Source organism: Halosimplex rubrum (genome assembly GCF_013415885.1).
GTDB classification, from domain to species: Archaea; Halobacteriota; Halobacteria; order Halobacteriales; family Haloarculaceae; genus Halosimplex; species Halosimplex rubrum.
On sequence record NZ_CP058910.1, the window covers coordinates 3421183 to 3448090 of the forward strand.

Here is a 26908-nt window from a genome sequence, read left to right on the forward strand (position 1 = left end):
CATCGCTCGGTCGAGTCCCGCCTCACCGGCACCGTCTCGCGTCACTCCGCCCGGCGACTCCCCGATGCCGTCACGTCGACGCCGGGGCTGTAGCGGAAGACCGGGTCGCTCTCGGGCGTCGCGAAGCCGTTGGTCTCGAACACCTCGTTGTCGCCGAGGTCGACTTCGGCCTCGTAGAGCGGCCACGGCCGATGCCGAATCTGTGCGTAGCGCAACTCCCCGCCGGGCGTCTCCGTGTAGTAGCGGTAGCGCTCGGTGAGAAACTCGTCGAGCGAGCCCGGTTCGAACCGGAACTGCTCGCCCGTGGGACCGTACCGGGCGTCGAAGTTACAGGGGCGCCCGCCGGGGTGCCAGCGCTCGCTCTCGAAGGCGATCCGCGAGCCGTCGGTCGCGAGCGACATGCTCGCGAAGTAGTACGGCAGGTGATGGAAGACGCGCGCACCGGTCACCCCGAGGACCCCGTCGGCGTCGAGGCTGAAGAAGTAGACGCCGCGGTCGGCGGCGGGACCGTCGCCGGTCGGGCCAGCGCCGTCGGTCGCCCCGGCGTCGCCCGCGGCTCGCTCGCGCTCGCCGTCGTGGCTCACGTACGTCCGCAGGTTCAGCTCGGGGAGGCGGAAGCCGGTCCACTCGGGGAAGCCGTGCGGGCGGACCGCGACGTTGGTGAACGGGACGACCGAGAGCCACGCCCGCCCGTCGTGGGTGTCGACGGTCAGCGACTCGGGGAGGTGCGCCCGGACGATCTCGGGGTCGACCGGCCAGTTGGCGAACAGGACGTGGCGCCAGCCCATCTCGACCGGGAGGTCGAGCAGCGAACGGAGGGACATCTGGTGTCAGCACCTACGGGCTGGTTGCGTATTACTTCGGGGACTCCCCGGGCTCCTCTCGGGCCCGCTTCGCTCACTCCATGTAGCCGAGTTCGGTCAGTCGGTCGGCCACCTCGTCAGAGGGGCCGCCCGCTCCGGCGTCCTCGTGGTCGATGGGGTCCTGCGTGCCCACGTCGGGGTCGTCGACGAAGACGTCGAGCACCTCGCCGTCCATGTCGGTCGGGGTGTCGACGCCGTGGTTGGCGAGGATCGTCGGCGCGATGTCGCGGATGTCGATCTCGGGGATCTCGCCCCGGCTCCGGAAGTCGGGGCCGTTGGCCACGAAGATTCCCGTCGGCGTGTTCTCGGCGGCCCAGCGGTCGGGCTCGGTCTGGACGGCGTCGCCGCCCATCCCGTCGTTGACGTGGACGCCCGGACGCTGGTCGACGACCACGTCCGGCCCGATGTCGACGTAGGGGCCGTCGTACACCTCTTCCGCGCGGTAGACGCCGGTGAACAGCGGCTCGCCGCCCTCGTCCGTGACCTCCCGGAGGTCGGCGATGAGGTCCTCGCGGACCGACTCCACGTCGAAGCGGGGGTTGACGTAGATCGGTCCCTGGCCGCTGGCGAGGGCTTTGGTCTCTTCGGGGACGATCAGCTCCATCTTGCGTTCGCGCTTGGCGCCGGCGCTCTGGGGAACCAGTTCCTGGACGCGCTGGGGGACGGTCTCGGCGAGGAACTCCACGAGGCCGAAGCGTTTCGCCACGTCGAGGGCGGTCTCGCGGGTCAGGCCCACCCGCTGGAAGTAGTCCTCGACGCCGCCGGCCCGGGTGAGATAGCCGTTCTCGGCCAGCCACTCGTTGACGTAGAACTCCGTCGTCGTCGCGGCCGCGCCGTGGTCGGACATGATCACGAGGTTGGTGTCGTCCAGATCGGCCAGCTCGCCGAGCCACTCGTCGACCAGTTGCCACGCCCGCTTGGTCGGTTCCTCGTCCCAGAAGAAGTGATGCAGCACGTTCAGGTAGAAGAGGGTGACGTGGGTGAACTCCAGTTCCTCCTCCAGAAACAGGTCCTTGGCGACCTGCAACCGGCGCTCGAACAGGCGCAGGATCTCCTCGACCTCGGCGCCGCGCTCGTCGTTCGAGGACAGCAGCGGGTCGGGGTGGACCTGATAGTCGTATCGCTCGGCGAGTTCCGCCTCGAACTCGGGAGGGTGGGTGTAGCCCGAATCGAGCGAGCGGTACTCGCCCTCGACGGCGTCGGGGCCCCCAGAGACCACGTAGCCGTCGATCTCCCGCGGGGGGTACATCGAGGGCATGTTGACGACGGCCGCGCGCTGGCCGTCGGCGTTGAGGTAATCCCAGAGCTCGGCGGTCTTGTAGTCGCTGCTGCTCATGATGTCGATTCGCTCGTCGGCCAGGTCGATGCGTTCCCACCAGTAGACGCTGTGCTTGCCGGGATTCTTCCCGGAGGCGTAGCACTTCCAGTTGGGGTAGGTGACCGGCGGGAGGCAACTGCGGCTGGTCGCGTAGGTGCCCGACTGGCGGAGGGCGGCGAGGTTGGGGAGGGTCCCCTCTTCGATCCAGGGCTCGGTCAACAGCCAGCTGGCGCCGTCGAGCCCGACGACGAAGGTCCGCGTCATTGTCGGAATCCCGTGAGGCCGGCGGAAATACGTTTCGTTCGTACCGACGGTAAGCCCTCCATAGACCGGTTTCGGCGCCCGGGTTCGGCCCGACGCGGGCGGCGCCGGCTACCCCTCGCCGCCCTCACCCCGGGCGAACAGCTCCGCGAAGTCGAGGTTCGCGGCGGGGGGCCAGCCCAGCACAGCGGGCAGGTAGACGCCGAAGGTCCGGTCGAGGAGGACGACGACCGGCGCGAGTGTCGGGGCGACGCCCAGCGCGACGAGCACCGCGGTCGCCGAGGCCTCCGCGACCCCGACGCCGCCGGGCGTCAGCGGCAGCACGGTCACGCTGTAGGCCGTGACGAGTACGACCGGCAGGGCGACGGCGGGTTCGAACGTCCCGCCCAGCGCCGTGAGCAACACCCAGACGCGTAGCGCGGGGAAGACCATCAGCGTCCCCGCCCACCCGAGCGCGTACGGCCCCACGACCGAGGGCGTCACGGAGAGTCGCCGGAAGACGCTCGCCGAGTCGGCAGTGAACGACGGCAGAGCGCCCGCGACGCCCGCGAGGCGGTCGCCCACGCGCGGGACCCGACCCAGGAGGCCACTCAGCCGACTCGCCAGGCGGCCGGCGGCGTCCATCCGCCGACCGGCCAGGAGGACGAGCGCGCCCGCGGCGAGATAGACCCCCGTCGACAGCGCGATGACGACCAGCCACCCGCCGCCGAGTCGAGGGGCGAACAGGCCGAGGCCAGCGAGCGCCACTAGTCCGTAGAGGGCGGCGTAGAGGCCGGTGTTGAGGCCCGAGACGCTGACCGCCTCGGCCCAGTCGGCCCCCGTGTAGTGGCGGACGACCAGCGGCGCGACCGAGTGGCCCGACGCCTTGGAGGGGACGACGTGGTTGACGAACTTGATCACCAGGTCGACGCTGGCGGTCGTCCGCAGATCCGTCGGTCCGAGCCCGCCCAGCAGGGCGTGCCACATCGCGAACCGGGACCCGAACTCCGCCGCGGTGATCGCGAGAACGGCGACGATCACGACCGCGTCGAGCGTCGCCAGCTCGCTCGCCGTGGTCGACCAGTCGACCCCGCGGGCGACGTACCAGAAGGCGCCGAGAGCGACGACCCACTGGAGCGCCGAGAGCGCCCGTCGGCGCCAGGATCGACCGTCCGCGTCGCCGTCGCTCACGACCGGTCACTCCGCCCGGCCGACGCCGGTCCGGCCCCGTCGACGGTCTCGGCGAGCTCCCCGACGGTGACGAACTCGAACGGCTCGGCGAGGATCCGGCGGACCGCGCGCCGCATGTACGCGCCCGTCCGGACGTACACGCGCTTCGGAACCCCTTCGACGGCGGGGAGGTCGACGAGTTCCCACGGGTGGACGTACAGCACAGGCGCGATGCCCCGCCGGGCGAGCAGTCGCATCCCGAGGATCGTGTAGGTGACCCCGAAAAACCGGATCCAGGTGCCCGTCAGCGGCAGACGCAGACGCTCCATCACCGCGGTCGGGACCTCGACGAAGTCGTCCGGTGCGGTCGGGTCGACCGCGCTCGCCGGCGTCGGTCGCTCCGCGTCGAACTCGCCGCCGTACCAGCCGGGAATCGACCGGCAGGGCACGACGCTCGAATCGTACTCGTAGCCCAGGTCCGCGAGCGTCCGGAAGTGGTCCGGCCCGAGGTCGAACGACGGCGCGCGGAAGCCGGTGACCGGCTCACCGGCGACCGCAGTAAGGCGCTCCTTCGACCGCGCGAGTTCGTCGCGGCGCTCGGAGCTGTCGAGTTCGGAGAGGTGCTGATGGGTGTGGGTGTGCGACGCGACTTCGTGCCCCTCGACGGCGATGCGTTCGACGACGCGCGGGTGGTCGTCCGCCATCTCGCCGACGGTGAAGAACGTCCCCGACGCGTCGGCGTCCGCGAAGGCGTCGAGGAGAGACGTGACGCCGCCGAGCCCGACCGCCGGGCGGTCGGTGACGCCGCGGGCGCCGCGGTACGCCGGCAGATGGGTGAAAAACTCGAAGTCGACGGAGAGAGCGGCCTGTGGCTGTGACATCGGCGACTCGACCTGCCTCCCGCTACACCCCCGGCACACTTGGGTGGTGCGGGTGGCGGCCGACCGTCAATCGGTCCCCGGTTCGGGTAGCGATCCCCGGTCCGGATAGCGATCCCCAGTTTGAGCGCCGATTCCCGGGTCGCTCCCCCCGTCTCCCGACGGATCGTTCGCTCGGTCCGACCGCGCGACCGGAGGGGCACTGGCCGGATATATCAGCGGAGAGGCTCCCACGGATCGCGGGATATAAGCGGCAGACACTCGGGATACCAACACGTATGCCAGTCGTTCCCGCCGGGGTCGCCCCCGATATCCTCCCGGGGCTGGATAACGAGGCGCTGACGCTGCTGTTCGTCGGTCTGGCAGCGGTGGCGCTCCTGTGGGGCTTCGACCGCTACCGGACGACCTTCTCGAAGACGGAGTTCGGGCTCGCGATCGCCCTGGCGGTGGGGCTGCTCACCGTCGGGCTGGCGCCGGGGCTGTACGGCGCGCTGGCGACGGCCTTCAACCTGGAGAGTCGGTTCCTGCTCATCCAGATCTTCGCCAACGCCACCTTCCTCTTCCTGATCCTCTATCTCGTGAGCCGGATCGGCGCGATCCGGGCGGTCGTCAACGAGCTCACGCGCGAGCTGGCCGTCGAGCAGGCGCCGCTCGACGACGACCCCGACCGGCGGTCCGTCTACGTCGTGATCCCCGCGTACAACGAGGCCGACACCGTCGGCGACGTGCTGGACTCGCTTCCCGAGACCGTCCGCGACCACGTCGTGCGGGCGGTCGTCGTCTCGGACGGGTCCGACGACCGGACGCGGCGGGCCGCCGAGGCCCGCGACGCTATCGTCGTCGAACACCCGCTCAACCAGGGCCAGGGCGGCGCGCTGAAGACCGGCTTCGAGATCGCCCGAAAGCACGGCGCGGACGTGGTCGTGACGATGGACGCCGACGGGCAACACCCGGTCGACCGGCTCGACGCGCTCGTCTCGCCGGTCGTTGACGGCGAGGCCGACTACGTGATGGGGTCGCGCTACCGCGGCCGCGACCGCTCCGGCAACTCGATGACGCGTCGCGGCGGTATCCGCGCGTTCACGTGGCTCATCAATCGCCTCACCAGGGCCGACATCACCGACTGCACGAACGGCTACCGCGCGATCCGCGGCGACCGCCTCGGGGAGCTGACGCTCACCGAGGAACGGTTCTCCGCGCCCGAACTCATCATCGAGGCCCGCAAGAACGGGCTCCGGATCCGGGAGGTTCCGGTCACCATCCGCGAGCGCGAAGCCGGCGAGACGAAGAAGCCCGGGCTGGGCTACGCCGTCGGGCTCGCCCGGACCATCGTCGTCACCTGGATCCGGTGAGAGTCGTCGCTCACGGGCGACCGGGGCTCGCGAACGACCAAAAACGTCATCCCGACTCTGGGCGAGTACGCGAACGAATGGACGACATCGTCTTCGTCACCGCCGACTCGGTGCGTGCCGACTACGTCGACGAGATGGACTACGTCTCCTCGTTCGACGTGGCGACCGGGATGACGGCCGCCCAGTACACCCGGCCGAGTCTGGCGAGCATCCACGCGTCCAGTTACGAGTCGGTCCTGACGGGGCGGGTGAACGAGCCGACGCTCGCCCAGGCGCTCTCGGACGCTGGGTACACGTGCCTCGGGTGCTCGCCGAACCCCAACACCGACGCCACGTTCGGCTTCGCGGAGGGGTTCGACCGCTACGACAGCTTCATCGAACCCGGCAACCGCGGCAGCGGCCTCCGGCAGTACCTCGCCAACTTCGACCTGCTGCGGCGGATCTACTACAAGTTCTACCCGCCCCACGCCAAAAGCGAGAACCGACCGCGCGACCGCGAGGTCGTCGACCAGGCCATCGAGTGGTTCAACGCCGCCGAAGGCCCCCGCTTTCTGTGGGTCCACCTCATGGAAACCCACCGTCCCTACGGCGCCGGCGACGACGCCGTCTCCGAGGAGCTCGACCAGAAGGCCTTCTTCAAGCCCGAGCAGCTCAGCGACGCCGAGGAGGCCGAGATCGAGCGCAAGTACCGCCATTCGCTGGAGCGGGCCGACGAGAACGTCAGGCACCTCCTCGCGGAGATCGACAGCGACGACCCGAAGTTCGTCTTCACCGCCGACCACGGCGAGGGGTTCGGCGTCGAGGGCTACTACTTCCACCAGCCCCAGCTCCGCCGCGTCGACGACTGCCTCGTCGAGGTTCCGGTCGTCTTCGACGGGATCGACGCCGATGGACCGCTCAGTCTGCTGGATCTGGCGCCGACGATCGCCGCCAGCGCCGGCGCCGACGTGGCCGACGCCTGGCACGGGAACGACTTGCTGGAGACGACGACCGACTACACCATCACGATCGCGCCGTGGCACGAACAGGCGACCGTGCTCTGGCAGGACTTCGAGCACCGGCTGGTCAGCCGCGACGCCCGCGTCACCTTCGAGAGCCGCGAGACCGAAACCGGGGTCGAAGACGACGTACCCGAGGAGCTACAGGGGCAGCTCCGAGATCTGGGCTACGTGGAGTAGCCGGTACAGGGGCGCGTCGCTCTCGACGCCGGCGTCGGCGGATTCGTCAGTCCAGATCGGCGAGCGCGCGGAGTTTCCCGCGGACCGGCGCCGAGACGGTCACGAGGACGAGGCCGTAGACGGCGGCTCCGACGGCGACGAGCGCGACCGTCACGTACAGCGGGTTGGGCGTCGCCGGCCGGACCGTCCAGACGACGGCGGCCATGACGGCGCCGGCGAACACCTGGTGGGCGATCGCGCGGTACGGGATCCGAATGACGCCGACTTCCCGTGTCAGGAGCGTCCACCCGAGCACGACGTAGACGACCGTCGACAGCAGCGTCGCCGTCGCGGCGCCGTACCAGCCGTACAGGTAGACGAGGACGACGTTGAGGACGAAGTTGGTGGCGAAGAACACGGCGTTGATCCGGAACGCCAGTTCGGGGTAGTCGAGGCCGTTGAGCGCGCCGATGAACTGGCCGCCGAACGCGTGGAACAGCCGGGCGCCGATGAGGATGACGAGGACGGTGCCGCCGGTCGCGAACTCGGCGCTGTAAACCTGGAGCAGCTCCGAGCCGAGGACGGCGGCGCCGAACCCGCCCGGGATGAGGAAGACGCCGCTAAACAGCATCGCGTCGGTGACGAGTTCGCGGGCCTTCTCGAAGTCACCGCGGTCGCCGAGGTCGCTCAGCTCCGGGAACAGCGTCGTCGCGATGGACTTGCTCGCGAGCGTGAGAAACGACGCGAGCGTCCACGAGGCGGTGTAGATGCCGACGAGGTCGTCGCCGACGAATATCCCGAGCACGAGGATGTCCATCCAGTTGAGGGCGAGGCCTTTCAGGTTGCCCAGCCAGGAGTACTGTGCGAAGGTCCGAAGCTCCGTCAGGTCCGAGCGGTCGGGGACCGCCAGTCGGTCGCGTAACAGGACCAGCCCGAACAGCGTGAAGACGAACAGCGAGAGGATGTGTCCGTAGACCAGCCCGAGAACCATCGCGCCGCCGAGGACGAACGCCACCTGACCGCCCAGCCGGAGCACCTGCTCGGCGGTGCCGAGCCAGCCCGAGACGGCGACGCGTTTGTCGCCCACGAACCCGCTCTTGACGATGTCGAACGCCATGTTGACCACGACGAGCGCGACGAGCAGCAGCGCAGCGTCGATCCCGAGAAAGTCGTTGACGGGGCCCCGAACGACGGCGACGGCCAGCCCCACGACGATCCCGTACCCGACGACGACGAGCAGCCCCGCCGAGAAGTGCCCGACAGTCGTCTCGGACTCGGACATCCGCTTGGAGACGGCGCTGGTCATGCTGTCTCCCGGCAGCTTCACCCAGAACAGCAACGCGAGGAACTGCGAGTAGACGCCGAGGCCGGCCGCGCCGAAGTACCGGGCCGCGAACAGGGTCGTCCCGAAACCCGCGAGCGACCGAACCACCTGTGCGAGAAAGTGCAGGACGGCGGTTCGACCGTGTTGCATGATCCGGGTAAATATCGCCGTCGCGGGTAAAAGATGCGGTTCGGTTCGGGCTCCGTCGAACGGCGTCCGGACCCCGTCCGTCCGGCTCCGGCGCCCGGCGCTACGTCGGGAACCGCGCCCGGTACTCGGCGCTATCGGAGATACCCGAGGTCGGCCAGGCGGTCCTCCACGTCGCCGGTCATGTCCCGATCGGCGGCCGAGCCGACTTTCACGCCCGTCTCCCGAAGGCCGTCGAACACGGCCGCGACCTCGCCGCCGTCCGTGTCGGCCCGTCGCTCGACCGTCTGGGCGTCGGGGATCAGGAACTCCCCGGCGTCGTCGCCGCGCCGAGCGTGCTTGACGACTCCCTCGTCGGTCGTCCGGTAGACCGCCCGCCAGGGGCCGAAATAGCGCTCGCACTCGGCCGGCGGCAGATCGAGTTCGTCGCCCGGCGGGCGGATCCGGTAGGTCGAGCTGACGACGGGTCCCTCGGGGACGAACGCCGCCGCGGCGTCCTCGCCGTCGAGGGCGGCCTCGACGGCCGCGGGGAACTGCGTCAGCGACGCCGCCTCGCGGACCCGCTCGCCGCCCCCCTCGCCGGGCGTCGAGACGACCAGTGGCACGTGGGTCAACCGCTCGTCGATGCCCCAGCTGTGGTGTCGCAGCCGCACCCCCGGAACGAGGTCGCTGCGCTCGCCGAACCCCTCGCCGTGGTCGCTGGTCACCACCACGAGCGTGTCGTCGAGAGCGTCCCGCTCGCGGAGGGTCTCGACCAGTCGCTCGACGGCGGCGTCGGCCTGGCGGATCGTCCCGTCGTAGAGCCCTTCGAGCCCCTGCAGATGCGTCCAGAACTCGTCGGTGAACGCCTCCGGGGACTCGTCGCCGTCGCCGCGACCGTGCCGGCCGGCCGCGTGGCCGTCGCTCCACCGGTCGTACGCGTCGTGCGGGACGAACGGCGTGTGCGTGTCCATCAGGTTCAGACAGGCCGCCCACGGCCCGCTCCGGTCGTCGAGCCACGACTCGAACTCGTCGACGTAGACGTTCGCGTCCTCCGCGTCCGGGTCCTGACTCCCGCCCCGGGAGGAGAGCTTCTCGTAGACGCCGTTCAGGAACGAACGGACCGGCCGTTCGTGACCGAGGGCGAGCCGGGTGAACTCCGCCGGCGTGAGGTTCCCCTCCACGTCGTTGGGCGCGAGCGCGCCCTCGAAGAGGTGGGACTTCGTGCGTTTGGGCCCGACGCAGGTGTCGAACGCCTCGCCGAGGTTGGACGTCTCGGTGACGATGACGTTCGGTGTGAAAAAGCCCGTCTCGTAGCCGTGATCGGCGCCGAGACGGTGCCAGAGCGTCGCTTCCGGCCGCAGGAAGTCCTTGTGTTCGGTGACCTCGTGTTCCTCGACATGGTAGCCGCTGAAGATGCTCGCGTGACTCGCGATGCTGTGGATGCTCGGCGCGCGCGCCTGGTCGAAGACGGTCGCTTCGTCGGCGAACTGCGAGAGGAACGGCGTGGTCTCGGCCCCGTGCCCGTGGAGGCTGCAGTTCCGGGCCCGCAGGCTGTCGAGGATGACGAGGAGCACGTTCGGCGAAGACATGCTGTTCACCGTCCGATTGCCCCGTTCGGTGTATATAACACGCGGTTCGATACCCGTCGGCCCGCAGCTCCCTCGGCCGAGTCGCGCGGTCGGTCGGGCGTGCGCCGAGTCACGTCCGAGCGGCGAGTTCCTCGTACACCCCGAGATGGATGTCGAGCGCGCTGTCGATGGTGACCGGCATCTCCTCGATCGCGCGGAGCCCGCGCTCGCGCTGGGCCGCGTACGCCTCCGGGTCTCCGGCGAGTTCCCGGAGCGCCGCGAGCAGCGACTCGGCGTCGCGGTCGGCCCACCTGTACGCCTCGCGGTCGCCGAACAGCTTCTCGATGGTGCCCGTCGCGGTCGTGACGAACGGCGTGCCGCAGGCGATCGACTCCAGCCCGACGTTCGAGGTGTTGTCGCTGATACGGGGCGCCGTCGACACGTCCGCGAGATTGTAGAACTCGGGCATCCGTCGGTTCTCGACGAATCCGGGGAACGTGACGTTCTCGCGGCCCTCGAATCGGTCTTCGAGCGGCCCGTCGCCGACGACGACGAATTCGAGCCCGTCGTCGCCCTCGGCCATGCGAGCGGCCTCGTCGACGAGGTGAGCGCCGTGGTGTTCGGTGAGCCGCCCGACGTAGAGGACGACCGTCTCGTCGTCGAAACCGAACTCCCCCCGCAACTCGGCGATCCGGTCGTCGTCGTAGGGGCGGAACACGCCGGTGTCGATCGTCGCCGTGCAGATCGCGGTGTCGTAGCCCGCTTCCTCCCACTGGGTATCCCACTGGTGGACCTTGATCTTCTTGTCGACCCCGATCAGCCGGCCGAGCCGCTTGTGGAACGCCGAGGGCTGGAGGCCGGGACCGACGCCGCCGACCAGCGGCCCCCGGTAGACGAGGCGGACGAACAGCGCCTGATAGACGTTGATCGGGACGTGGACCACGTCCGCGTCGGCGAACGCCGACCGGGCGGTCCGCAGCAGGTGGACCGGCTTGTCGATGGCGACCGGCCGCACGTCCGCGTCGGCGGTCACGACCTCGGGCTCGTTCGTCAGGACCACCGCCTCCTGGTCCGGCTCCCCCGCCACCGCGTTGATCACGTCCGCGGCCCGCGTCCGCGGCCCCGTGCCCGAGAGGCGATAGCAGAGATACCCGATCTTCATGCCCGGATGCTCCACCTGCCGCGTGCAAAAGGATTCCCATGAGCGGTTCCGCGGAGCCGCTCCTCGCCCCTCGCCGTCCGCGGCGAGGGCTCCCTTCGGTCGACCTCGCTCGTAGCGAACGAGTTTTTTATACCCCGACAGAACACGGGGGTATGACCCTCGTCGTCCTCGGACTGGACGCGCTCGATCCGGACCTGGTGGACCCGGACGAACACCCGAACCTCGTCCTCGACCACCATCGCGCGATCGAGACGCTGGTCAGCCACACCGGCGAACCCAGCACGCACGAGCTCTGGCCGACGATCATCACCGGGCTCACCCCCGCCGATCACGGCCTCGAACTGGACGACGACGGCGTCGCCTGGGGCAACCCGCTCCTGGAGGCCGGCAGCAGCGTCGCCGACTACCTCCTGCCCGACGCCCTCCAGTCGCGGATCGGCGCCTGGCTGCTGACCAACACCGGCGCCGACGCCTTCCGGACGCCCGCTACTTACTACGCGGACAACGACATCGCGACGGTCTTCGACGGTCGGGAGGCGACCGCCATCGGCGTCCCCAACTACGTCGTCGACCCCGACAGCGAGGACCGCGAACACAACCTCCGCCGCAGCCTCGGCGACCTGTTCGAGCGCGACCCCGAATCGACCGGCGGCCACACCTCCTCCGACCCGGCCACCTTCTACGAGCAGTGCATGGAGATGGCGATGGTCCGGATCGCCCGCGCCCGTCGCGGGGTCCGCGGCGGCCGCCACGAACTCGTCTTCGCCTACACGAGCGGCCTGGACCTGATCGGCCACGTCACCTACGACATGCCGGCCCTCCAGATGGCGGCCTACGACGAACTCGACGAGTTCGTCGGCGAACTCCGCGCCGACCTCGACGAAGGGGACGAACTCCTGCTCGTCAGCGACCACGGCCTGCAGGACGGCGTCCACACCCACGAGGCGATGGTCGCCGGGACCGACCGGGCGATGGTCGAGGACATCGGGAGCGTCCTCGACGTGGCCGACGCGATCGACGCGGAACTCGACGCGACCGACCACGCGAGCCGGGAGGAGGACCCCGAACGCCAGCGCGGCGACGGGACCGAGGTCCGCGACCAGCTGGAAGACCTCGGCTACCTATGACGGCGGCCGGCGAGGCGTCCCCTCACGACCCGCCCGGCGCGGCGCCCGACGGCGAAGACGCACTGGACCGCGACCCGTCGGCCGACCCTCTGTCCGTGCTGTTCGTCAGCCCGATGGACCTGTCTGGCCGGTCGGGCGGCAACGTCGCGACGAAGGAGATCGCCGTCGCGTTCGCTCGCCACCACGGCGTCGAGCTATCGCTGGTCTGCCCGCGTCCGGCCGACGCGCTCCCGCCGGGACTGACCGACGGCGCCGAGCGGGCGTGGTTCCTGCCGGAGAAGCCCGCGGGGACGATGGAGTGGCACGCCCGGTCGCAGTTGCCGACCCTCCGGGCGCACGCCGCCGCCGAGCGGGCCGTCGACCCGGACCTGATCGTCGCCCGAGTCGGCCCGTCGTCGGTGTTCACGCCGCTGGCCGCGCTGGTCACGCGGACGCCGTACGTCGCGCTGATCCGCGGGATGGTCGGCCGGAACCTGAAGTTCGGCACCGTCGTCGACGCGCTCGTGCGAGCGAACGCCCTGGCGGCCGACGAGACGTACGTCGCATACGGCGAGATCGCCGACCGCTACGGGCTGGGCGAGGACGCGACCGTCTTCCCGAACGCCGTCGACCCGGAACGCTTTCAGCCGATGGACAGGGCCGAGGCGCGCGAGCGGATCGACGCGCCGATCGACCCCGGGGACTTCGTCGTCGGGTTCGTCGGGAGCCTCAAGCAGCGCCATCGGGTCGGCGACCTGCTCGACGCCGTCGCCGCCCTCCCGGACGGCGAAGCGGTCCACGTCCTCGTCGTCGGCGACGGCCCCCAGCGCGACGCCCTCGAATCGAGGGTCGCCGACGCCGGCCTGACCGACGCGGTGACGTTCTGCGGGTACGTCGACCACGACGAGCTCGCGCCGTACGTCGGGAGCTGCGACGCGACCTACGGCGTGGTCGACGCGGACAACCCGTCGAACCCGATCAAGTGCTACGAGTATCTCGCCTGCGAGCGCCCGGTCATCACGAGTGCGACCGACGAACTGGGCTTCGTCGCCGAACGCGACCTGGGCGTCGCGCTCGACCGGGTGTCCCCCGAGACCGTCGCCGACGCCATCGCCCGTCTGCGGTCGCTCGACGACGACGCCCTCGCGGAGATGGGGCGGCGCGGCCGCGAGTACGTCGTCGAGAACCACACGTGGGACCGCCTGGCCGACGCGGTCGTCGCGACCTACCGCGAGTGAGCGGGCGCGGTCGACGGCGCAGCCTCAGAGGTAGCCGAGGTCTTTGAGCCGCTCGGTGGGGGCGTCGTCGCTCCACGCTTTCCCGTTGTCGTCGCCGAACTGGCCCTTGTAGGTCCCGATATCCGTCTCGAAGAGGCCGGCGACCGCCTCGTCGTCCCAGGGCTCGTCGACCTCGGTCTGGGTGCAGAGCCGGTCGCGGTCGAGACGGTAGACTGCGCGGTCGCCGAACGAGTCCCAGACGTACTTGCGGTCGCCGCTGTAGACGGCGCGGATCATCCGGTCCCAGAAGTCGTAGTCGGCCACGTCCTCCGGGGGCGCCGCGCCGACCGCCTCGGCGGGGACCCGCTCCCGGAACGTGGCGTTCAGCTCGTCGTCGGCCAGCCCCGCGATCAGCGTGCCCAGGTCCAGTTGCGAGAAGTACTCGTCGTCGGGTTCGTCGACCGATCCCGGCGCGTTGAGGATCGTCAGCGGGACGTGCAACAGCGCCTCCGAGAGGTTCCCGACGTGGCCGAGGAGGTCGTCTTCCTCCGGACCGCAGAGGTTCTCGCCGTGGTCGGCGGTGACGACGACGGTCGTCTCGTGGTCGGTGATGTCGGCCAGCCGGTCGACGAACGCGACCAGTTGCTCGTCGGTGTAGCGGATGGACTCGGCGTAGACGTTCCGGTAGTGCTCGACGTGGGTCTCGTCGACGCCCTCCGCGCGCACCTGATTGTTGAAGTCGATGGTGCGGTAGGCGTCCGACGACCAGTCGTTGGGCACGTCGTCGGCCCCGTAGAAGACGTTGTTCGCGTGGGGGTTGTGCGTCTCCATGAGGTTCATGAAGCCGAAGAACGGTTCGGAGTTCTCCCGGACGAGCTGCTCGGCGTAGCCGAGCGTCGTTCGCGTCCCAAAGTCCCACAGCCGGGGCAACGGGGTGTTCGCGAGGTACTCGTTGGTCTTCAGCGCGAGACCGTTGGCGGCGCTCTTGAGCGTCTCGTCGTGAGCGAGGGCGCGCTTGAAGAACTCCGCGTACCGGGGCAGGCCCGTCGCGTCGATGTCGTGGAGGAAGGAGTCGATCTCCTCGCCCTCGGCGAACACGGAGTGACGCGAGACGTTGGCGAACTCGTCGAAGTACTCGTCGAACCCGTAGGGGCGGGCGACGAAGAGGTTGTTACTGACCGCGAAGCGGAAGTGGTCGCGGAACGCAGACAGGAAGGTGTCTTCGAGCGGCGTGTCCTCGTACGAGGGGTCGTGGCTGTGGATGCCGGACACCGAGGGCAGTTCGCCGGTGAAGATCGCCCCGTGGCTCGGGGGGCTCCAGTTGCTGGCCGCGCGGCACTGCGAGATCGAAACGTCGGCCTCGGCGAGCAGCCGCGGCGCGTGCTCGTCGAAGTAGTCCTTCCGGACCGAGTCGAGGACGACGAAGACGACGTTCCGCGTCATGGCTCCTGTAATTACGGCGGTGGATTAAACCGTGTCGGGTCGCGACCCGCGGCCACCCGGGGTCGCGGCGTGCGGCCACTCGGAGTCGCGCCAGCGGGCCGGGCGCTCACCGGAGATAGCCCAGGTCGCTCAGGCGGTCCTCGACGCCGGCCTCGACCGCTCCGGCTCCCTTCTTGACGCCCGCGTCTTCCAGTTCCCCGAAGACCGACGCCACCCGGGCTGCGGCGTCGCCGTCGGCCGGGCAGACGTGCTGCGCGTCGGGGACCTCGAAGGCGGCCGCGCTGTCGCCCCGCCGGGCGGACTTGCGGACCACGCCGTCGTCGTAGTCGTAGACGGCCCGCCAGGGCCCCCGATAGTCGGCCGCGTCCGCCTCGGAGTCGTCGAAGGTTCCGGCGTCCCGGTCGAGGAGGCGAAACGTCGAGGCGACGACCGGTCCGTCCCGCGCGAACGACGCGGGGTCGGCGGTTCCGGCCAGTACGTCCTCGACAACGGAGGGGAACTCGGCGAGCGACACGGGTCGTTCGACGCGCTCGCCGTCCGACCGGCCCGGGTAGCTCACCACGAGCGGGACGTGCGTCAGGACCTCGTCGATCCCCCAGCTGTGGTCGACCAACCGCGCCGCCGGGACGAGGGCGCTGTGCTCGCCGAACCCCTCGCCGTGGTCGCTGGTCACGACCACGAGCGTGTCGTCGAGGGCGCCCGCCCGATCCAGGCCGTCGACGACACGTTCGACGCGCGCGTCGGCCTGGCGGACGGCGCCGTCGTAGAGGTGTCTCGCGGTCTCGAGCTGCCACCACGGACGGCCGTGGGTGTACTCGTACGACGGCGGTTTCTCCAGCGCCGCCTGGAACTCCCGCAGCCGGTCGTCGCCCCACAGGTCGAACCGGTCGTCGGGCTCGTAGGGGAAGTGGGCGTCCATGAGGTTGAGACAGGCGGCCCACGGACCGTCGGTGTCCTCGCGCCACGACTCGAAGCGGTCGAGCACGCCCGTCGAGTCGAGCGAGTCGCCGGTACCGCCCCGTCGCTTGCGGTAGACGTGGTGGACGCTGTTCGCGAGGGCCTTCAGCGGCTCGTCGTCGTCGAGACAGCGCGAGAGGTTGCCCGCCAGTCCCTCGTGGTCGCGCACGTCGCCGGGGCCGTGGGCCGATTCGAACAGCTTCTCGGTCGGGTCGGTGAACTCGTCGGCGACCACCGTTCCGAACGGCGCTGCCAGGTTCGAAGCGTGGGAGACAACGACGTTGGTCGTAAAGAGCCCGGTCTCGAACCCGCGGTCGTCGAGGTCCTCCCAGACCGTCGTCCCCGCGGCGAGTTCGTCTTCGTGGCGCGAGAGGCCGTGTTCCTCGACTTCGTGGCCGGTCCAGATGCTGGCGTGGCTCGCGATGCTGTGGATCCCCGGCGCCCGGGCCTGCTCGTACACCGTCGCTCGCTCCGCGAAAGTCTCGAGGAACGGCGTCGTCTCGCGCTGGTAGCCGTAGAGACCGGCATCGCGGGCTCGGACACTGTCGAGGACGATCAGGAGGACGTTCGAGGGGGCAGTCCCGTCGAGAGGGGGCGATGTCACGACTTCGGTGTCGGTTGATCCGGTCGTCTAATAAATGGTCCCGATCCGACCGGCCGGTGGGGACCGGTGTCGGGCGCGACGGCGGATTCGTCGGGTCGAACTACGTCCGGTCGTCTACGTCGCCGACGCTCTCGTGGTCCCAGATGAGGTCGAAGTAGCGCTTCAGCCCGGCGACGAAGGCGCCGTTGTCGGTGATGGCGGCCTGGCGCATGTGGTTGGGCACGTCCTCCTCTTCGACGAGGAGGATGGCCGAGCCGGTCTCGTAGTCGAGGCTGGGGTCGGCGACGTGGCCGCGGAAGGGGAGCTTCCCGGTGGAGAAGCGGATCTCGACTGAAGGGTACTCGGCGCGGATCCCCTCGACGATCTCCCGCTGGATCGCCGGCTCGTCGCGCGGGTCCGTCGAGAGGAACTCGGGGACGAGCATCAGGACGGAGACGTCGACGCCCCGGTCGAGCGCGTCGGCGAGGGCCGGCTCGACGGAGTCGAAGTACTCGAAGCTCTTGGTGACGACGTCGACCTCGTCGGTGGCGTCGTGGTAGAGCCGCCGCGTCTCGCGCTCGCTGGGTTCGCCCACGTCGACGACGTGGAACAGCTCCTCGGTGGGCGTCACGTCCTCGCTCGCCCCCTCGTAGCGGGGCCGGAACGCCGCGAGGAACTCCTCGCGCAGGTCGTCGATCGCGGCGGCGAAGGTCTCGTAGTCCTGACGGTGGTTCTCGACGGCGCGGTCGAGGATCGCCTCGGGCGGCTTGGGCTGGTACTCCTTGGGGCGACCGGGGATGACCTCGACAAACCCCCGGTCCGACAGCGACTCGAGGACGCCGTAGATCCGCGCTTTCGGGATGTCCGTCGCCTCCGCGAGGTTCGGCGCCGTCGTCTTCCCGAGCGAGAGCAACTCCCGCAGCGCCGTCTCCTCGTACTCGGTCAACCCCAGCCGGTCGAAGACCGCGCTCCCCTCGCCGTTCATGTCACCCCTGCGTTCGCCGCGCGACCTTAAAATGTCCCCGAAAGGTACTTACCTGTCGGTGCCATGAGTTACTCACAAGCTGAGTAACTATGGTCCAACTCGACAACGCGGACGGCGACGCGGCCGACGCTGGTACCGACGACGACCGGGTCGACGACGGGTCGGCCGACGGGGACGCTCGCGAGGACGCCCACCTCGACGACGTGGCCGACGGCTGTGGCTGCACCGAGATCTGGGAACACCTGAGCGAGGAGCGGGCCGACGACTGACCGTCGGCCGCCGCCCGCGGCGTTGAGCCGCCGGCCACAGGTCCCGGCCGCCGCGTTCCCGTCGGTCGTGACGATCCCAACGGGGAACCTTTTTCTCTCGGAGCGTCAAAGGGGGGACGATGGAGTACGACGACGTCTGCGTGCTGGTCCCCACGCTGAACGAGTCCGAGACGATCGGGCCGGTCGTCGAGTCGTTCGCGGCCGAGGGGTTCGACGACATCCTCGTGATCGACGGCGGGTCGACCGACGGCACGCAGTCGATCGCCGAGGAGAAGGGCGCACGCGTCGTCCAGCAACGCGGTTCGGAGGGGAAGGGTCAGGCCCTGCAGGAGGGGTTCGAACTGACCGACGCCCCGGTCGTGCTCATGCTCGACGGCGACCAGACCTACCGGGCCGAGGACGCCGCGGCGATGCTCGAACCGATCTTCGAGGGGCGGGCCGACCACGTGATCGGCGATCGGTTCGCCGACATGGAGGACGGCGCGATGACGCGGCTCAACCGGTTCGGCAACGGCGTCATCAACCGGGCGTTCTCGGTCATCCACGGCCGCGACTACCAGGACATCCTCAGCGGCTACCGGGCGCTGACCCGCGACAGCATCGACCGTCTCTCGCTGACGGAGGATCACTTCGGCATCGAGACGGAGATGGCCGTCGAATGCGTCAAGCACAACGTCCGCACCGAGGTCGTCCCGATCCGCTACCGCGCCCGACCGGACGACTCGGAGACGAACCTCCGGCCGTTCCGCGACGGCGCCGACATCATCCTGACGCTGTACAAGATGGCCAAGACGAACAACCCGCTGTTCTACTTCGGGAGCGTCGGCACCGTCAGTCTGGTCGTCGGCCTCGTCCTCGGTTCGTACGTCGCCGTCGAGTGGATCACGGCCAACACCTCCCACGAGGTCCTCGCCTTCCTCGGTGGTCTGGCGATCATCTTCGGCGTGCAGCTGCTGATGTTCGGCGTCCTCTCGGACATGATCGTCACGGTCAACCGCGAACAGACCCGCCAGCTCGAGGACCTCACGCAGCGGCTCAGCGAGGACCGAGCGCGGGACGCCACTCGCGTCGACGAGTCCGAGAGCACGAACGCCGCGGACAGGGCCGCGGGCGACCGCCCCGAGGGGTCCCCGCCCGAACAGGAAGCGTCGACGCCCGAGCGGCGGGGCTGAGCGGCGCCCGAACAGGAAGCGTCGACGCCCGAGCGGCGGGGCTGAGCGGCGCCCGAACAGGAAGCGTCGGCGCCCGAGCGGCGGGGCTGAGCGGCGCCCGAACAGGAAGCGTCGGCGCCCGAGCGGCGGGGCGACTCAGAAGGGGACGAGCCCGCGGAGCTGTTTGACGATGCTCGTCGAGGCGGCCTGGCGCTTGCGCTCGAAGACGGGGTGCAACGCGTTGAGCAGGTCGTCCTCGGAGTCGAACGACTCCCGATCCGTCTCGGCCAGCGCCTCGGCGACGGGCATCTCGTTGCCGGCGGCGTCGTACGGGACGGTCGCGTCGCCGAACCGGTCGCGTAACTCCGCCGCTGTCGCGGGGAAGCCCACGTCCGCGTCGGCCAGTCGCGCGTCGAGTGCCGCGATGCCGAACTCGACGACGTCCGGTTCCTCGTCCACGTCGTTCGACGGTGGCCGAACTCCCATCACCCGGTACAACGGCATCGACCTCCGAAAATCCTGCGGCTCGACCCCTCCCGCGAGCGGGGCGCTCGCCACCAAGGATAACTAACCGGCCCCCTTTGTGGCGGACATGCTGCAGTCGTCGTCGGCGCCGGTCGCCGAGTTCGTCGAAGCCGTCCGCGCGCTCGCTCCCTGGCAGCAGATCTTCCTCGTCCTCGCGGTCGTCGTCTCCGTCGGCGTCCTCCGCCGGCTCGTCCCCGGCGAACGCTGGGGCGACCGCCTGCGCGCCCGGTTCGTCCTCGGCGTCCCCTGGGGGACGCTGCTGACCGTCCTCGGCGTCCTGCTCGTCTACTGGGTCCTCCAGGGCGGCTGGGACCACCCCAACAGCCCGCTCGTCGTCCCCTTCCGGTCGTGGTCGTACTTCTACCCGCTCGGCGTCCTCGCCGCCGGCTTCGCCCACAACGGCGTCGGCCACATCACCGGCAACCTGCTGGGTACGGTCCTGTTCGCCCCGATCGTCGAGTACTACCTCGGCCACTACCCGACCGACCGCGGGTCGGAGTCGTTCGGCTCGCTGCGCACGAATCCGTTCGTTCGCCTCCTGGCCGTCCCCGCCGCGTCCGTCGTCGTGGGCGTGTTCACCGGCTTGTTCTCGATGGGGCCGGTCGTGGGCTTCTCCGGGGTGGTGTACGCCTATGTCGGCTTCGCGATGGTGACGCGGCCGATGCTGGCGGTGCTGGCGCTGGTCTCCGAGCGCGTCGTCGACCTGCTCTACCGGAGCCTGCGCACCCCCTACATCACCCGCGAGCCCGGCCCGGGCTTCTCCTCGCCGTGGTGGGCCGACATCGCTATCCAGGGCCACGCGATCGGCATCCTGGCGGGCGTGCTGGCCGGGATCGCCGTCCTCGCCGTTCGCGAGGACTACCCCAACCCGCTGTACCTGTGGTTCGCGGCGCTGGTGCTGGGCATCCGACAGTCGCTGTGGGCGATCTACGCGCCGCTGGGCGCCAACAGCTACGCGCTCTTCCGCGCGGTCGGCGTCGGGATCGTCTTCCTCGCCGCGGCGCTCGTCGCGACCGCCGTCTCGGCGTCGAACCGGTCGCTCGTCCCGCGGCTGGACGGGCGGTCGCTCGGCTTGTCCAGGCCCGACGCGTCGGTCGCCGTCCTCGCGGTCGGACTGGTCGTGCTCTCGTCGTTCGCGGTCCCGTTCGGCTTCTCGACCGTCTCGGGGGAGCTACCCGCGGACGCGGCGACCGTCGAGGTCCGCGACTACACCGTCACGTACGTCGAGAACGAACCCAACCAGTACGTCTCGCTGGTCAACGAGTACCTCTACGGCGATTCCCGGACGATCCGCTCCAGCGGCGTGGTCGTCCTCAGCGAGGAGCGGCGGGTCTGGCTCGAAGCGGTCTCGAAGAGTCGGCTGGCCTTCCAGGGGTGGGGGCGCGTCCGCGTCGGCGGGCTCGGCTGGCGCGAGACGGTGTACGCCGACCGCGAGGGGTGGTCGCTGGTCGGCAACGGCTCGGTGTACAAGGTGTCGCTCCGCGAGGCGGGCGAGCGGGCGCGGCTCGCCTACGCGACCGACGCGCGGCGCGCCCGGCCGACGATCGACGGCCGCAACGTCTCGGTCGCGCCCGTCGAGGGCGGGTTCGAGGCCGTCGTCTCGTCGAACGGGTCGGTGCTCGGCCGGGCGCCGGTCCCCGGGCGGTCGAACGCGACGGCGGTCGGCGGGCTGACGCTGAACCGGACCGGTCAGGGGCTGGTCGCCATCAGCAACCGGACGAGAGTCCAGGTCGCGAGCAAGTCCGTCCCGCGAGCCCAGCGAGGGTGAGACACGGCGACCGCGACGCCCCGCCGGTCACTCCGCGTCGGCGTCTGCGTCGCGGGCGTCGTCGTCCCAGACGATCCGGAAGACCTCCACGTCGACCGTCCGCGAGTCGTCCTCGTGGAAGTCGAACTGATGCGGGAGGTCGAGCTCCGCCGCGTAGGCGTGGGTGACGCGGCCGCCGTTGTCGGCGGCGAAGGACTCGACGAACGCCTCGCTGCCGGCGTTGTGGATCGAGTAGGACACGTCGCCGACGGCGGCGGCCGTCGCGAGGAAGCCGCGGTCGGCGTGTTCGTTACCCGACTGGGCGCCGAACGGCGGGTTCATGACGACGGTCGTCGGTCCGTCGGGGACGAGCGGGAGCGCGGTCGCGTCGGCACGGACCCACTCGACGTCCGCGGCGGCCGCGACGCGGCGCTCGTTGGCCCGCGCGGTCGCCAGCGGGTCGAGATCTAAGTCGACGCCGACGACCCGTTTCGGCCCGCGCAACACGGCACCGAGCGCCAGCATCCCCGTCCCGGTGCCAAGGTCCACGACCGTCCGACCCTCGACGTCGCCCTGCAGGTCCGCGGTGTGGATCAGGTGCGCCGCGATATCGGGCGGGGTCCGGTACTGCTCCAGGTCGACCCGCGGGTCCTCGAAACCCGCGACCACGCCGAGTTGCTGTGCGAGACGGGTCTTCGTACTCACGCTCTCACCTCGCGGTTCCCCTGACCGTCCGCGCGCCGCGTCGCGTCACTCATTCCTACACAATTTCTACCGCGTATGCAAAAACGTTTGTGAATGTCCAGCAGTAATCCCGCGGCGGCCCGTGGTCGCGGCGGGATCAGGCCCGGGGTAGTTCGAGGACGAAGGCGGCGCCGCCGCTGTCGCTCTCCTCGGTGCGGACCGAGCCACCGTAGGACTCGACCATCGAAGAGACGAAGAAGAGGCCGAATCCGGTGCCCGTCGAGGCGTCGCCCTTGCCACCGCGTTCGAAGATGTCGGCCTGGTCGCTGGGCGGGACGCCCGGCCCGTCGTCGGCGACGCGGAGCGACACGGTCGGCCCGCCGTCGTCCACGCTGACGTGGACGCTGGTCGTCGCATTCGAGTGTTCCACCGCGTTGGTGAGGAGGTTCGCGACCACGTCCTCGAACAGGTCGTTGGCGAGGACAGTCGTCCCCTCCGGGACGTCGACATCGACGTCGACTCTGTCGGTCACGGCGTCGACCCGTTCGGCTTCGGCCGTCACGAGCGGGTCGAGTTCGACCGGTTCGAGCGTCGCGTCACCGTCGTCGGCGACGGAGTCCAGGATGGAGCGGACCTTCTCGCTCAGGTCGGTGATCTTGACGCTCCAGTCGTGGATGTTCTCGGCGTGGGCGACGTGTTCCGGGTCGTCGAGCCCGTTCTGAAGCATGTCCGCCCGCGCCATGATGATGTTGAACCCGTTCATCATGTCGTGGCGGAGGACGCTGTTGAAGAAATCCAGCTGTTCGTTGCGGCGGGTGAGCGCCCGTTCCTGTTCGTGTCGCTCTATCGCGTAGCGGAGCGCCCGAACCAGCCTGTCACCGTCGAGGTCCCCCTTCGGCAGGTAGTCCTGTGCGCCGGACTGGATGGCCTCGACGGCGACGCCCGTGTCTTCGAGCCCGGTGAGCACGATGATCGGCACGTCGGACTCGACCTCCGAGGCCCGGCAGAGCGTCTCTATCCCTTCTGAGTCGGGGAGCCCCAGGTCGAGCAGGAGCACGTCGTAGTGGTCCGCGGCGAGCGCCTCCTCCGCGGCCGGGAGCGACTCGACGTGGGTCAGCTTTACCTCGTCGAGGAACGCCTGGACGGAGGGGTTGTCGAGATAGTGCTCGACGAGCTTCGCGTCCCCCGGATTGTCCTCGACGAGGAGCGCGTGGACGGTCGGCTTCATCACTCGGGCGGCATCTTGACGACGGTCAGCCAGAACTCCTCGATGCGCTCGATGACATCGAGGAACCCGTCGAAGTCGATCGGTTTCGTCAGGTAGGCGTTGGCGTGCAGGTCGTAGGACTGGACGATGTCCTCCTCGGCCTCCGAACTCGTCATGACGACGATGGGGATCCGCTTGAGGCGGTCCTCGGTCTTGATCTCCTCCAGCACGTCGCGGCCGTCCTTGCGCGGCATGTTGAGGTCGAGGAGGACGAGGTCCGGTCGCGGTTCGTCCGCGTATTCGCCCTCCTGACGGAGGAACGACAGCGCCTCGACGCCGTCGTTCACGACGTGGAGGTTGTTGATGATGCTCCCCCGTTCGAGCGCTTTCCGCGTCAGCGTCACGTCGCCCGGGTTGTCCTCCGCGAGGAGGATCGCGACCGGTTCGGCCTCGTCGTTTCTCATCGCCGTCCCTCCGTCCGTCGGGTCGGTCGACTGCTGGTCACCGTTCGGTGCTCGCTCGTCCGGCTCCGGGTGTGGCAAATCATGCGTCGGTCTCCTGGTCGGCCTCGTCGACGGCCGGCATCGTGAAGTGGAACGTCGCCCCGTCGTCCGGTTCGGACTCGACCCATATCTCGCCGCCGTGGCGATTGACGATGCGTCTGCACATCGCGAGGCCGATCCCGGTACTCCCGGGACGGGTACTGTTCTGTTTGAATATCTCGAAGATGCGGTCCTGCTGGTCGGTGTCGACCCCGGGTCCGTCGTCGGCGACGGTGAAGTGGACGCGTCCGTCCTCGTGGTCGGCGCCGACCGTGACGGTCGGTTCCTCGCCGCCGTAGTGGAGCGCGTTCTCGACGAGGTTCTGGAACAGCTGGCCGAGCTGGTTGCGGTCGACGACGACCGGCGGCAGGTCGCCACGGTCGACCGCCGCGTCGCTGTCGTCGATCAGCATCTCCAGACTCCTGACCGTCTCGTCGAAGACCGCTTCCGAATCGGTCTCGGTCGGTTCGTCGCCCTTCGTGGTGACCCGCGAGTACTGGAGCAGCGCGTCGATCATCGCCTGCATCCGGGTCGCGCCGTCGACGGCGTACTCCATGTACAGTTCGCCGTCCTCGTCGAAGCTGTCCCCGTACTCCTCTTCGAGGAGGGACACGTAGCTCGACACCATCCGCAGTGGCTCCTGTAGGTCGTGGGAGGCGACGTAGGCGAACTGCTGGAGGCTCTCGTTGGACCGTTTCAGTTCGGTCCGCTGGCGTTCGAGCTCTCGTTCCCGGCTCACGCGGTCCAGCGCGTCGACCGTCGTCTGTTCGATCATCTCGACCATCGACCGTTCGAACTCGTCGACCGCCGTCCCCGGGTCGCCCACGACCAACACCCCGTGGTCGCCAACCGGGACCAGCACGAGGGCCGTCGGATCGATTCCCGCGAGCGGCGGGCTCGACGACCCGTCCGACTCCGGGAGAACGCTCGGTGTTCCCGCCCGAAATCGGTCCATCCAGTCGTGATCCGGTCCGAGTACCGGGAGCGCGTCCGGACCGGAGACGCCCGCGCGGTCCAGCGCACCGTCGGAGAACTCGCTCGGGACGAGCCTGTCGGCCTCGTCGTCGTAGGTCCAGTAGCCGGTGACGGAACGGCCGACGACGGTATCGACGGTGGCGACGACGATCTCGGTGACCTCCGTCTCGGTGCGGGCCTGGGGAAGCCGTCGGGTCGCCTCCGCGAGGTCCGTCAGTCGCTCCTCGCGCCGCTTGAGTTCGGTGATGTCGCGGGTGAACCCGGCGACGTACTTCACGGAGCCGTCGTCGTCGAAGACGGGTTCGGCGTGGACGCTGACCCAGCGGGCGATCCGCTCCTCGGAAGTGTCGACCCGAAACTCCAGATCGGCCGCCTCACCGTCCGAGAGGACGGCCATCTTCTCCGCCACCGTCTCGCGGTCGTCGGGGTGGACGCCGCGGAGGAAGTCACCGGGGTCCTCGATCAGGTCGGCGATGGGGCGGTCCCAGAGGGGTTCGTACGCCGAGTTTATCACCACCGTCTCCGACCAGTCCCCCGTGAACATCCACAGCGCGTCGTTGGTGTACTCGGTCAACCGGAACAGCAACTCCGTGGTATCCTCGAGGCGCTCGCGTGCGCGATAGTCGTCGACGACCGTCGCGATCCGGTCGTCCAGAGCCGCGAACGTCTCCTGTTCCGGCTCGCCGTCGTAGGTGACGTACCCGTCCGCGCCGGCGTTGATCGCCGCAGCCGCGACCCGCTCGCTCCCGTCGCCGGTCAGCATGACGAACGGTAACCGGTCGTGGGTCTCGCGGACCCGTTCGAGGACGGCGAGCCCGTCGGTATCGGGCAAGGAGTACGCACAGACGAGGCAGTCCACGTCCCCGACCTCCAGACGGTCGAACGCGTCCGACGCAGCCGTCGTTCCGTGCGCGGTCACCGACTCGCTCGCCGCCTCCAGTCCGTCGGTCACGGCCGCCACGGTCGCTTCGTCGGGGTGCACACAGAGGACGCTGACCGTCTGACTGGTCTCCTCCAGGGGCCTGACGTACGTCGTCGAGGTCGGTCTGCCGTCAGTCACGGCTCGCTCCGACCCTCCGTGGCGGTCGTCCGGGGCGGAGTCGTCGCGCCCCGTGAGTCCGCCGGCCGACCTCGATCACTCACGCCCGCGTGAGGATACATACGCGGAGTTCCACGGCCAACGATAAACGAGTATGCCACCGGTTATCGACGGTGATACTCCGTACGACGACGGCAGAACCGCTCCGAGGCAGGTTACCAGGTGCCGTGGAAGGTGTCGAAGGCCAGATCCTCCAGGGGCTCCTCGCCGATGGCGATGCGGTACTCCTGGGGGGTGAGCATCGGCTGTTTGAACTGCGGGCCGTCGTCGGTCGTGATGCGCGGACAGCCCGTGTTGACGTAGGCGTCCATGCCGAAGTTGGTCAGCCGGTCGGGCGTCACCTCGTCCATCGTGATGAGGTAGGCGTTCTCGTTGTTCTCGACGATCTCCTGGGCCTGGTCCCAGCGGCCCTGGCCGATCTTGGTGCAGAAGATGACGCCCCACTCCTCGGCGTCCATCGCGCGGTGGACGGCGCCGTAGCGCTGTTTCATGAACTTCTCCGTGTCCGCGACGGAGACGGCGTTGTTGACGGGGTCGGCGATGACCACTTTCTTGTCGGGGTGTTCCATCGCGAGGCCGAGCGGGTGGAACTTGCCGCCGCCGACGTACAGCATCTGGTCGGCGTCGACGTCGGCGCTGGCGTAGTTACAGCCCAGCACCTGCCCCTCGTGGGTGAGTCGGTCGTCGCCCTTGCGCGTGTGGACGGTGTAGCCCCGCTCCTCGAGCCACGAGCGCATCTCGTCGAACTTGTTCATGTGCTGGGCCGTCGTGACGAGACCCACGTCGGGGTCCTCGTCGGCCGGCGAGAGCTGTTCGTCGACGGCCCGCTCCATGATCGGGAAGACGTCGACGTTCGAGAACAGGGGGACGTAGATGATCTTGTCCGACTCCTTCATCGGGCTGTGGCCGAAGTGGACGAACACGTCCGTCCGGCGCATCAGGTAGGTGTCCAGATCGCAGGCGCCGTAGCAGGGCTGGCCGGAGATCATGACGCTCACGTCGCCGGGCAGTTCCGAGCGGAGGTCGTCGGCGACGCGGGGGCCGCGCCGTTTGAGTCCCTCGGGGAACTGCAGGCCGACGGTCTCGGCGTCTCGCTCTTCGACGGCGTCGACGATGCGGTCGAGTTCGTAGTCCCACTCGCGGTCGTGGCGCAGCGACATCCCCGTCTTGGTGAGGTCGCCCTCGGTGCGGGCCGCGTCGTCGGCCTCGCCGCGCGAATCCTGGCTCATTGGGCAATCGTATCGGCCGTGGCGGTAA

23 protein-coding genes are annotated in these 26908 nt (G+C 69.5%); 7 read left to right on the plus strand and 16 right to left on the minus strand.

Translation table 11 applies throughout. From position 1 onward, the window contains the following. Positions 1-41: 41 nt before the first annotated feature. The 4 genes from HZS55_RS17125 to HZS55_RS17140 form a co-directional block, all read right to left on the minus strand. Positions 42-824 carry a YqjF family protein gene (locus tag HZS55_RS17125; protein WP_179908785.1) on the minus strand — a complete coding sequence of 261 codons (783 nt, stop codon included), beginning with the start codon at positions 822-824 and terminating at the stop codon, positions 42-44. A 73-nt stretch (positions 825-897) separates the two neighbouring features. Beyond that, entirely contained in the window at positions 898-2445 is a 1548-nt protein-coding gene (locus HZS55_RS17130; RefSeq protein WP_179908786.1) for an alkaline phosphatase family protein, read from the minus strand. Between the two features lie 108 nt (positions 2446-2553). Next, positions 2554-3612: a lysylphosphatidylglycerol synthase transmembrane domain-containing protein gene (locus HZS55_RS17135; RefSeq protein ID WP_179908787.1), complete on the minus strand. Its 1059-nt coding sequence runs from the start codon at positions 3610-3612 to the stop codon at positions 2554-2556. Beyond that, positions 3609-4472 carry a polysaccharide deacetylase family protein gene (locus HZS55_RS17140; protein ID WP_179908788.1) on the minus strand — a complete coding sequence of 288 codons (864 nt, stop codon included), beginning with the start codon at positions 4470-4472 and terminating at the stop codon, positions 3609-3611. Before HZS55_RS17140 ends, HZS55_RS17135 begins: the two co-directional genes overlap by 4 nt. A gap of 275 nt (positions 4473-4747) precedes the next feature. Here HZS55_RS17140 and HZS55_RS17145 point away from each other — a divergent pair, with 275 nt between their 5' ends. Then, the gene (locus HZS55_RS17145) at positions 4748-5821 is read left to right on the plus strand and encodes a DUF2304 family protein (RefSeq protein ID WP_179908789.1); all 1074 of its coding nucleotides are present in this window, start codon (positions 4748-4750) and stop codon (positions 5819-5821) included. 77 nt (positions 5822-5898) lie between these two features. Further along, entirely contained in the window at positions 5899-6999 is a 1101-nt protein-coding gene (locus HZS55_RS17150; protein ID WP_179908790.1) for a sulfatase-like hydrolase/transferase, read from the plus strand. Positions 7000-7045: 46 nt separating this feature from the next. Here the strand turns inward: HZS55_RS17150 and HZS55_RS17155 are convergent, their stop codons facing one another. The 3 genes from HZS55_RS17155 to HZS55_RS17165 form a co-directional block, all read right to left on the minus strand. Beyond that, positions 7046-8452, minus strand: a complete 1407-nt coding sequence (locus tag HZS55_RS17155; RefSeq protein ID WP_179908791.1) for an oligosaccharide flippase family protein — start codon at positions 8450-8452, stop codon at positions 7046-7048. A gap of 131 nt (positions 8453-8583) precedes the next feature. Continuing rightward, positions 8584-10020 carry a sulfatase-like hydrolase/transferase gene (locus HZS55_RS17160; RefSeq protein ID WP_179908792.1) on the minus strand — a complete coding sequence of 479 codons (1437 nt, stop codon included), beginning with the start codon at positions 10018-10020 and terminating at the stop codon, positions 8584-8586. Positions 10021-10129: 109 nt separating this feature from the next. Continuing rightward, a complete protein-coding gene (locus tag HZS55_RS17165) occupies positions 10130-11161 on the minus strand; it encodes a glycosyltransferase (protein WP_179908793.1) in 1032 nt (343 codons plus the stop codon). Positions 11162-11313: 152 nt separating this feature from the next. On the opposite strand from HZS55_RS17165, the gene HZS55_RS17170 reads away from it, so the two are divergent. Both HZS55_RS17170 and HZS55_RS17175 read left to right on the plus strand, forming a co-directional pair. Then, positions 11314-12288, plus strand: coding sequence for an alkaline phosphatase family protein (locus HZS55_RS17170; protein ID WP_179908794.1), 975 nt, complete (start codon positions 11314-11316; stop codon positions 12286-12288). Then, positions 12285-13505, plus strand: a complete 1221-nt coding sequence (locus HZS55_RS17175; protein WP_179908795.1) for a glycosyltransferase family 4 protein — start codon at positions 12285-12287, stop codon at positions 13503-13505. The genes HZS55_RS17170 and HZS55_RS17175 overlap by 4 nt, the downstream gene beginning before the upstream one ends. A gap of 24 nt (positions 13506-13529) precedes the next feature. On the opposite strand, the gene HZS55_RS17180 is transcribed toward HZS55_RS17175, so the two are convergent. The 3 genes from HZS55_RS17180 to HZS55_RS17190 all read right to left on the minus strand — a co-directional run bounded on the left by HZS55_RS17180 (position 13530) and on the right by HZS55_RS17190 (position 17452). After that, positions 13530-14927, minus strand: coding sequence for a sulfatase-like hydrolase/transferase (locus tag HZS55_RS17180; protein ID WP_179908796.1), 1398 nt, complete (start codon positions 14925-14927; stop codon positions 13530-13532). Between the two features lie 106 nt (positions 14928-15033). Beyond that, entirely contained in the window at positions 15034-16488 is a 1455-nt protein-coding gene (locus HZS55_RS17185) for a sulfatase-like hydrolase/transferase (RefSeq protein ID WP_179908797.1), read from the minus strand. Between the two features lie 100 nt (positions 16489-16588). Continuing rightward, complete coding sequence (locus HZS55_RS17190; protein WP_179908798.1) at positions 16589-17452, minus strand: TrmB family transcriptional regulator; 864 nt, start codon at positions 17450-17452, stop codon at positions 16589-16591. 89 nt (positions 17453-17541) lie between these two features. Here HZS55_RS17190 and HZS55_RS17195 point away from each other — a divergent pair, with 89 nt between their 5' ends. Further along, positions 17542-17721, plus strand: a complete 180-nt coding sequence (locus HZS55_RS17195) for a hypothetical protein (RefSeq protein WP_179908799.1) — start codon at positions 17542-17544, stop codon at positions 17719-17721. A 119-nt stretch (positions 17722-17840) separates the two neighbouring features. After that, positions 17841-18893, plus strand: coding sequence for an S-layer glycoprotein N-glycosyltransferase AglJ (gene aglJ, locus HZS55_RS17200; protein WP_179908800.1), 1053 nt, complete (start codon positions 17841-17843; stop codon positions 18891-18893). A gap of 135 nt (positions 18894-19028) precedes the next feature. Here aglJ and HZS55_RS17205 read toward each other — a convergent pair whose 3' ends face one another. Continuing rightward, a complete protein-coding gene (locus tag HZS55_RS17205; RefSeq protein WP_179908801.1) occupies positions 19029-19358 on the minus strand; it encodes a DUF5789 family protein in 330 nt (109 codons plus the stop codon). A 106-nt stretch (positions 19359-19464) separates the two neighbouring features. On the opposite strand from HZS55_RS17205, the gene HZS55_RS17210 reads away from it, so the two are divergent. Beyond that, positions 19465-21165 (plus strand): rhomboid family intramembrane serine protease, encoded by a 1701-nt coding sequence (locus HZS55_RS17210; protein ID WP_179908802.1) that lies wholly within the window; start codon positions 19465-19467, stop codon positions 21163-21165. A gap of 27 nt (positions 21166-21192) precedes the next feature. On the opposite strand, the gene HZS55_RS17215 is transcribed toward HZS55_RS17210, so the two are convergent. From HZS55_RS17215 to dph2, 5 genes are all read right to left on the minus strand, one after another. Then, positions 21193-21849 (minus strand): METTL5 family protein, encoded by a 657-nt coding sequence (locus HZS55_RS17215; RefSeq protein WP_179908803.1) that lies wholly within the window; start codon positions 21847-21849, stop codon positions 21193-21195. Between the two features lie 136 nt (positions 21850-21985). Further along, positions 21986-23056: a hybrid sensor histidine kinase/response regulator gene (locus tag HZS55_RS17220; RefSeq protein WP_179908804.1), complete on the minus strand. Its 1071-nt coding sequence runs from the start codon at positions 23054-23056 to the stop codon at positions 21986-21988. Then, positions 23056-23499, minus strand: coding sequence for a response regulator (locus tag HZS55_RS17225; protein ID WP_179908805.1), 444 nt, complete (start codon positions 23497-23499; stop codon positions 23056-23058). The genes HZS55_RS17220 and HZS55_RS17225 overlap by 1 nt, the downstream gene beginning before the upstream one ends. A gap of 79 nt (positions 23500-23578) precedes the next feature. Continuing rightward, positions 23579-25612, minus strand: coding sequence for an ATP-binding protein (locus HZS55_RS17230; RefSeq protein WP_179908806.1), 2034 nt, complete (start codon positions 25610-25612; stop codon positions 23579-23581). 194 nt (positions 25613-25806) lie between these two features. After that, positions 25807-26880 (minus strand): diphthamide biosynthesis enzyme Dph2, encoded by a 1074-nt coding sequence (gene dph2 / locus HZS55_RS17235; protein WP_179908807.1) that lies wholly within the window; start codon positions 26878-26880, stop codon positions 25807-25809. Between the last annotated feature and the right edge of the window lie 28 nt (positions 26881-26908).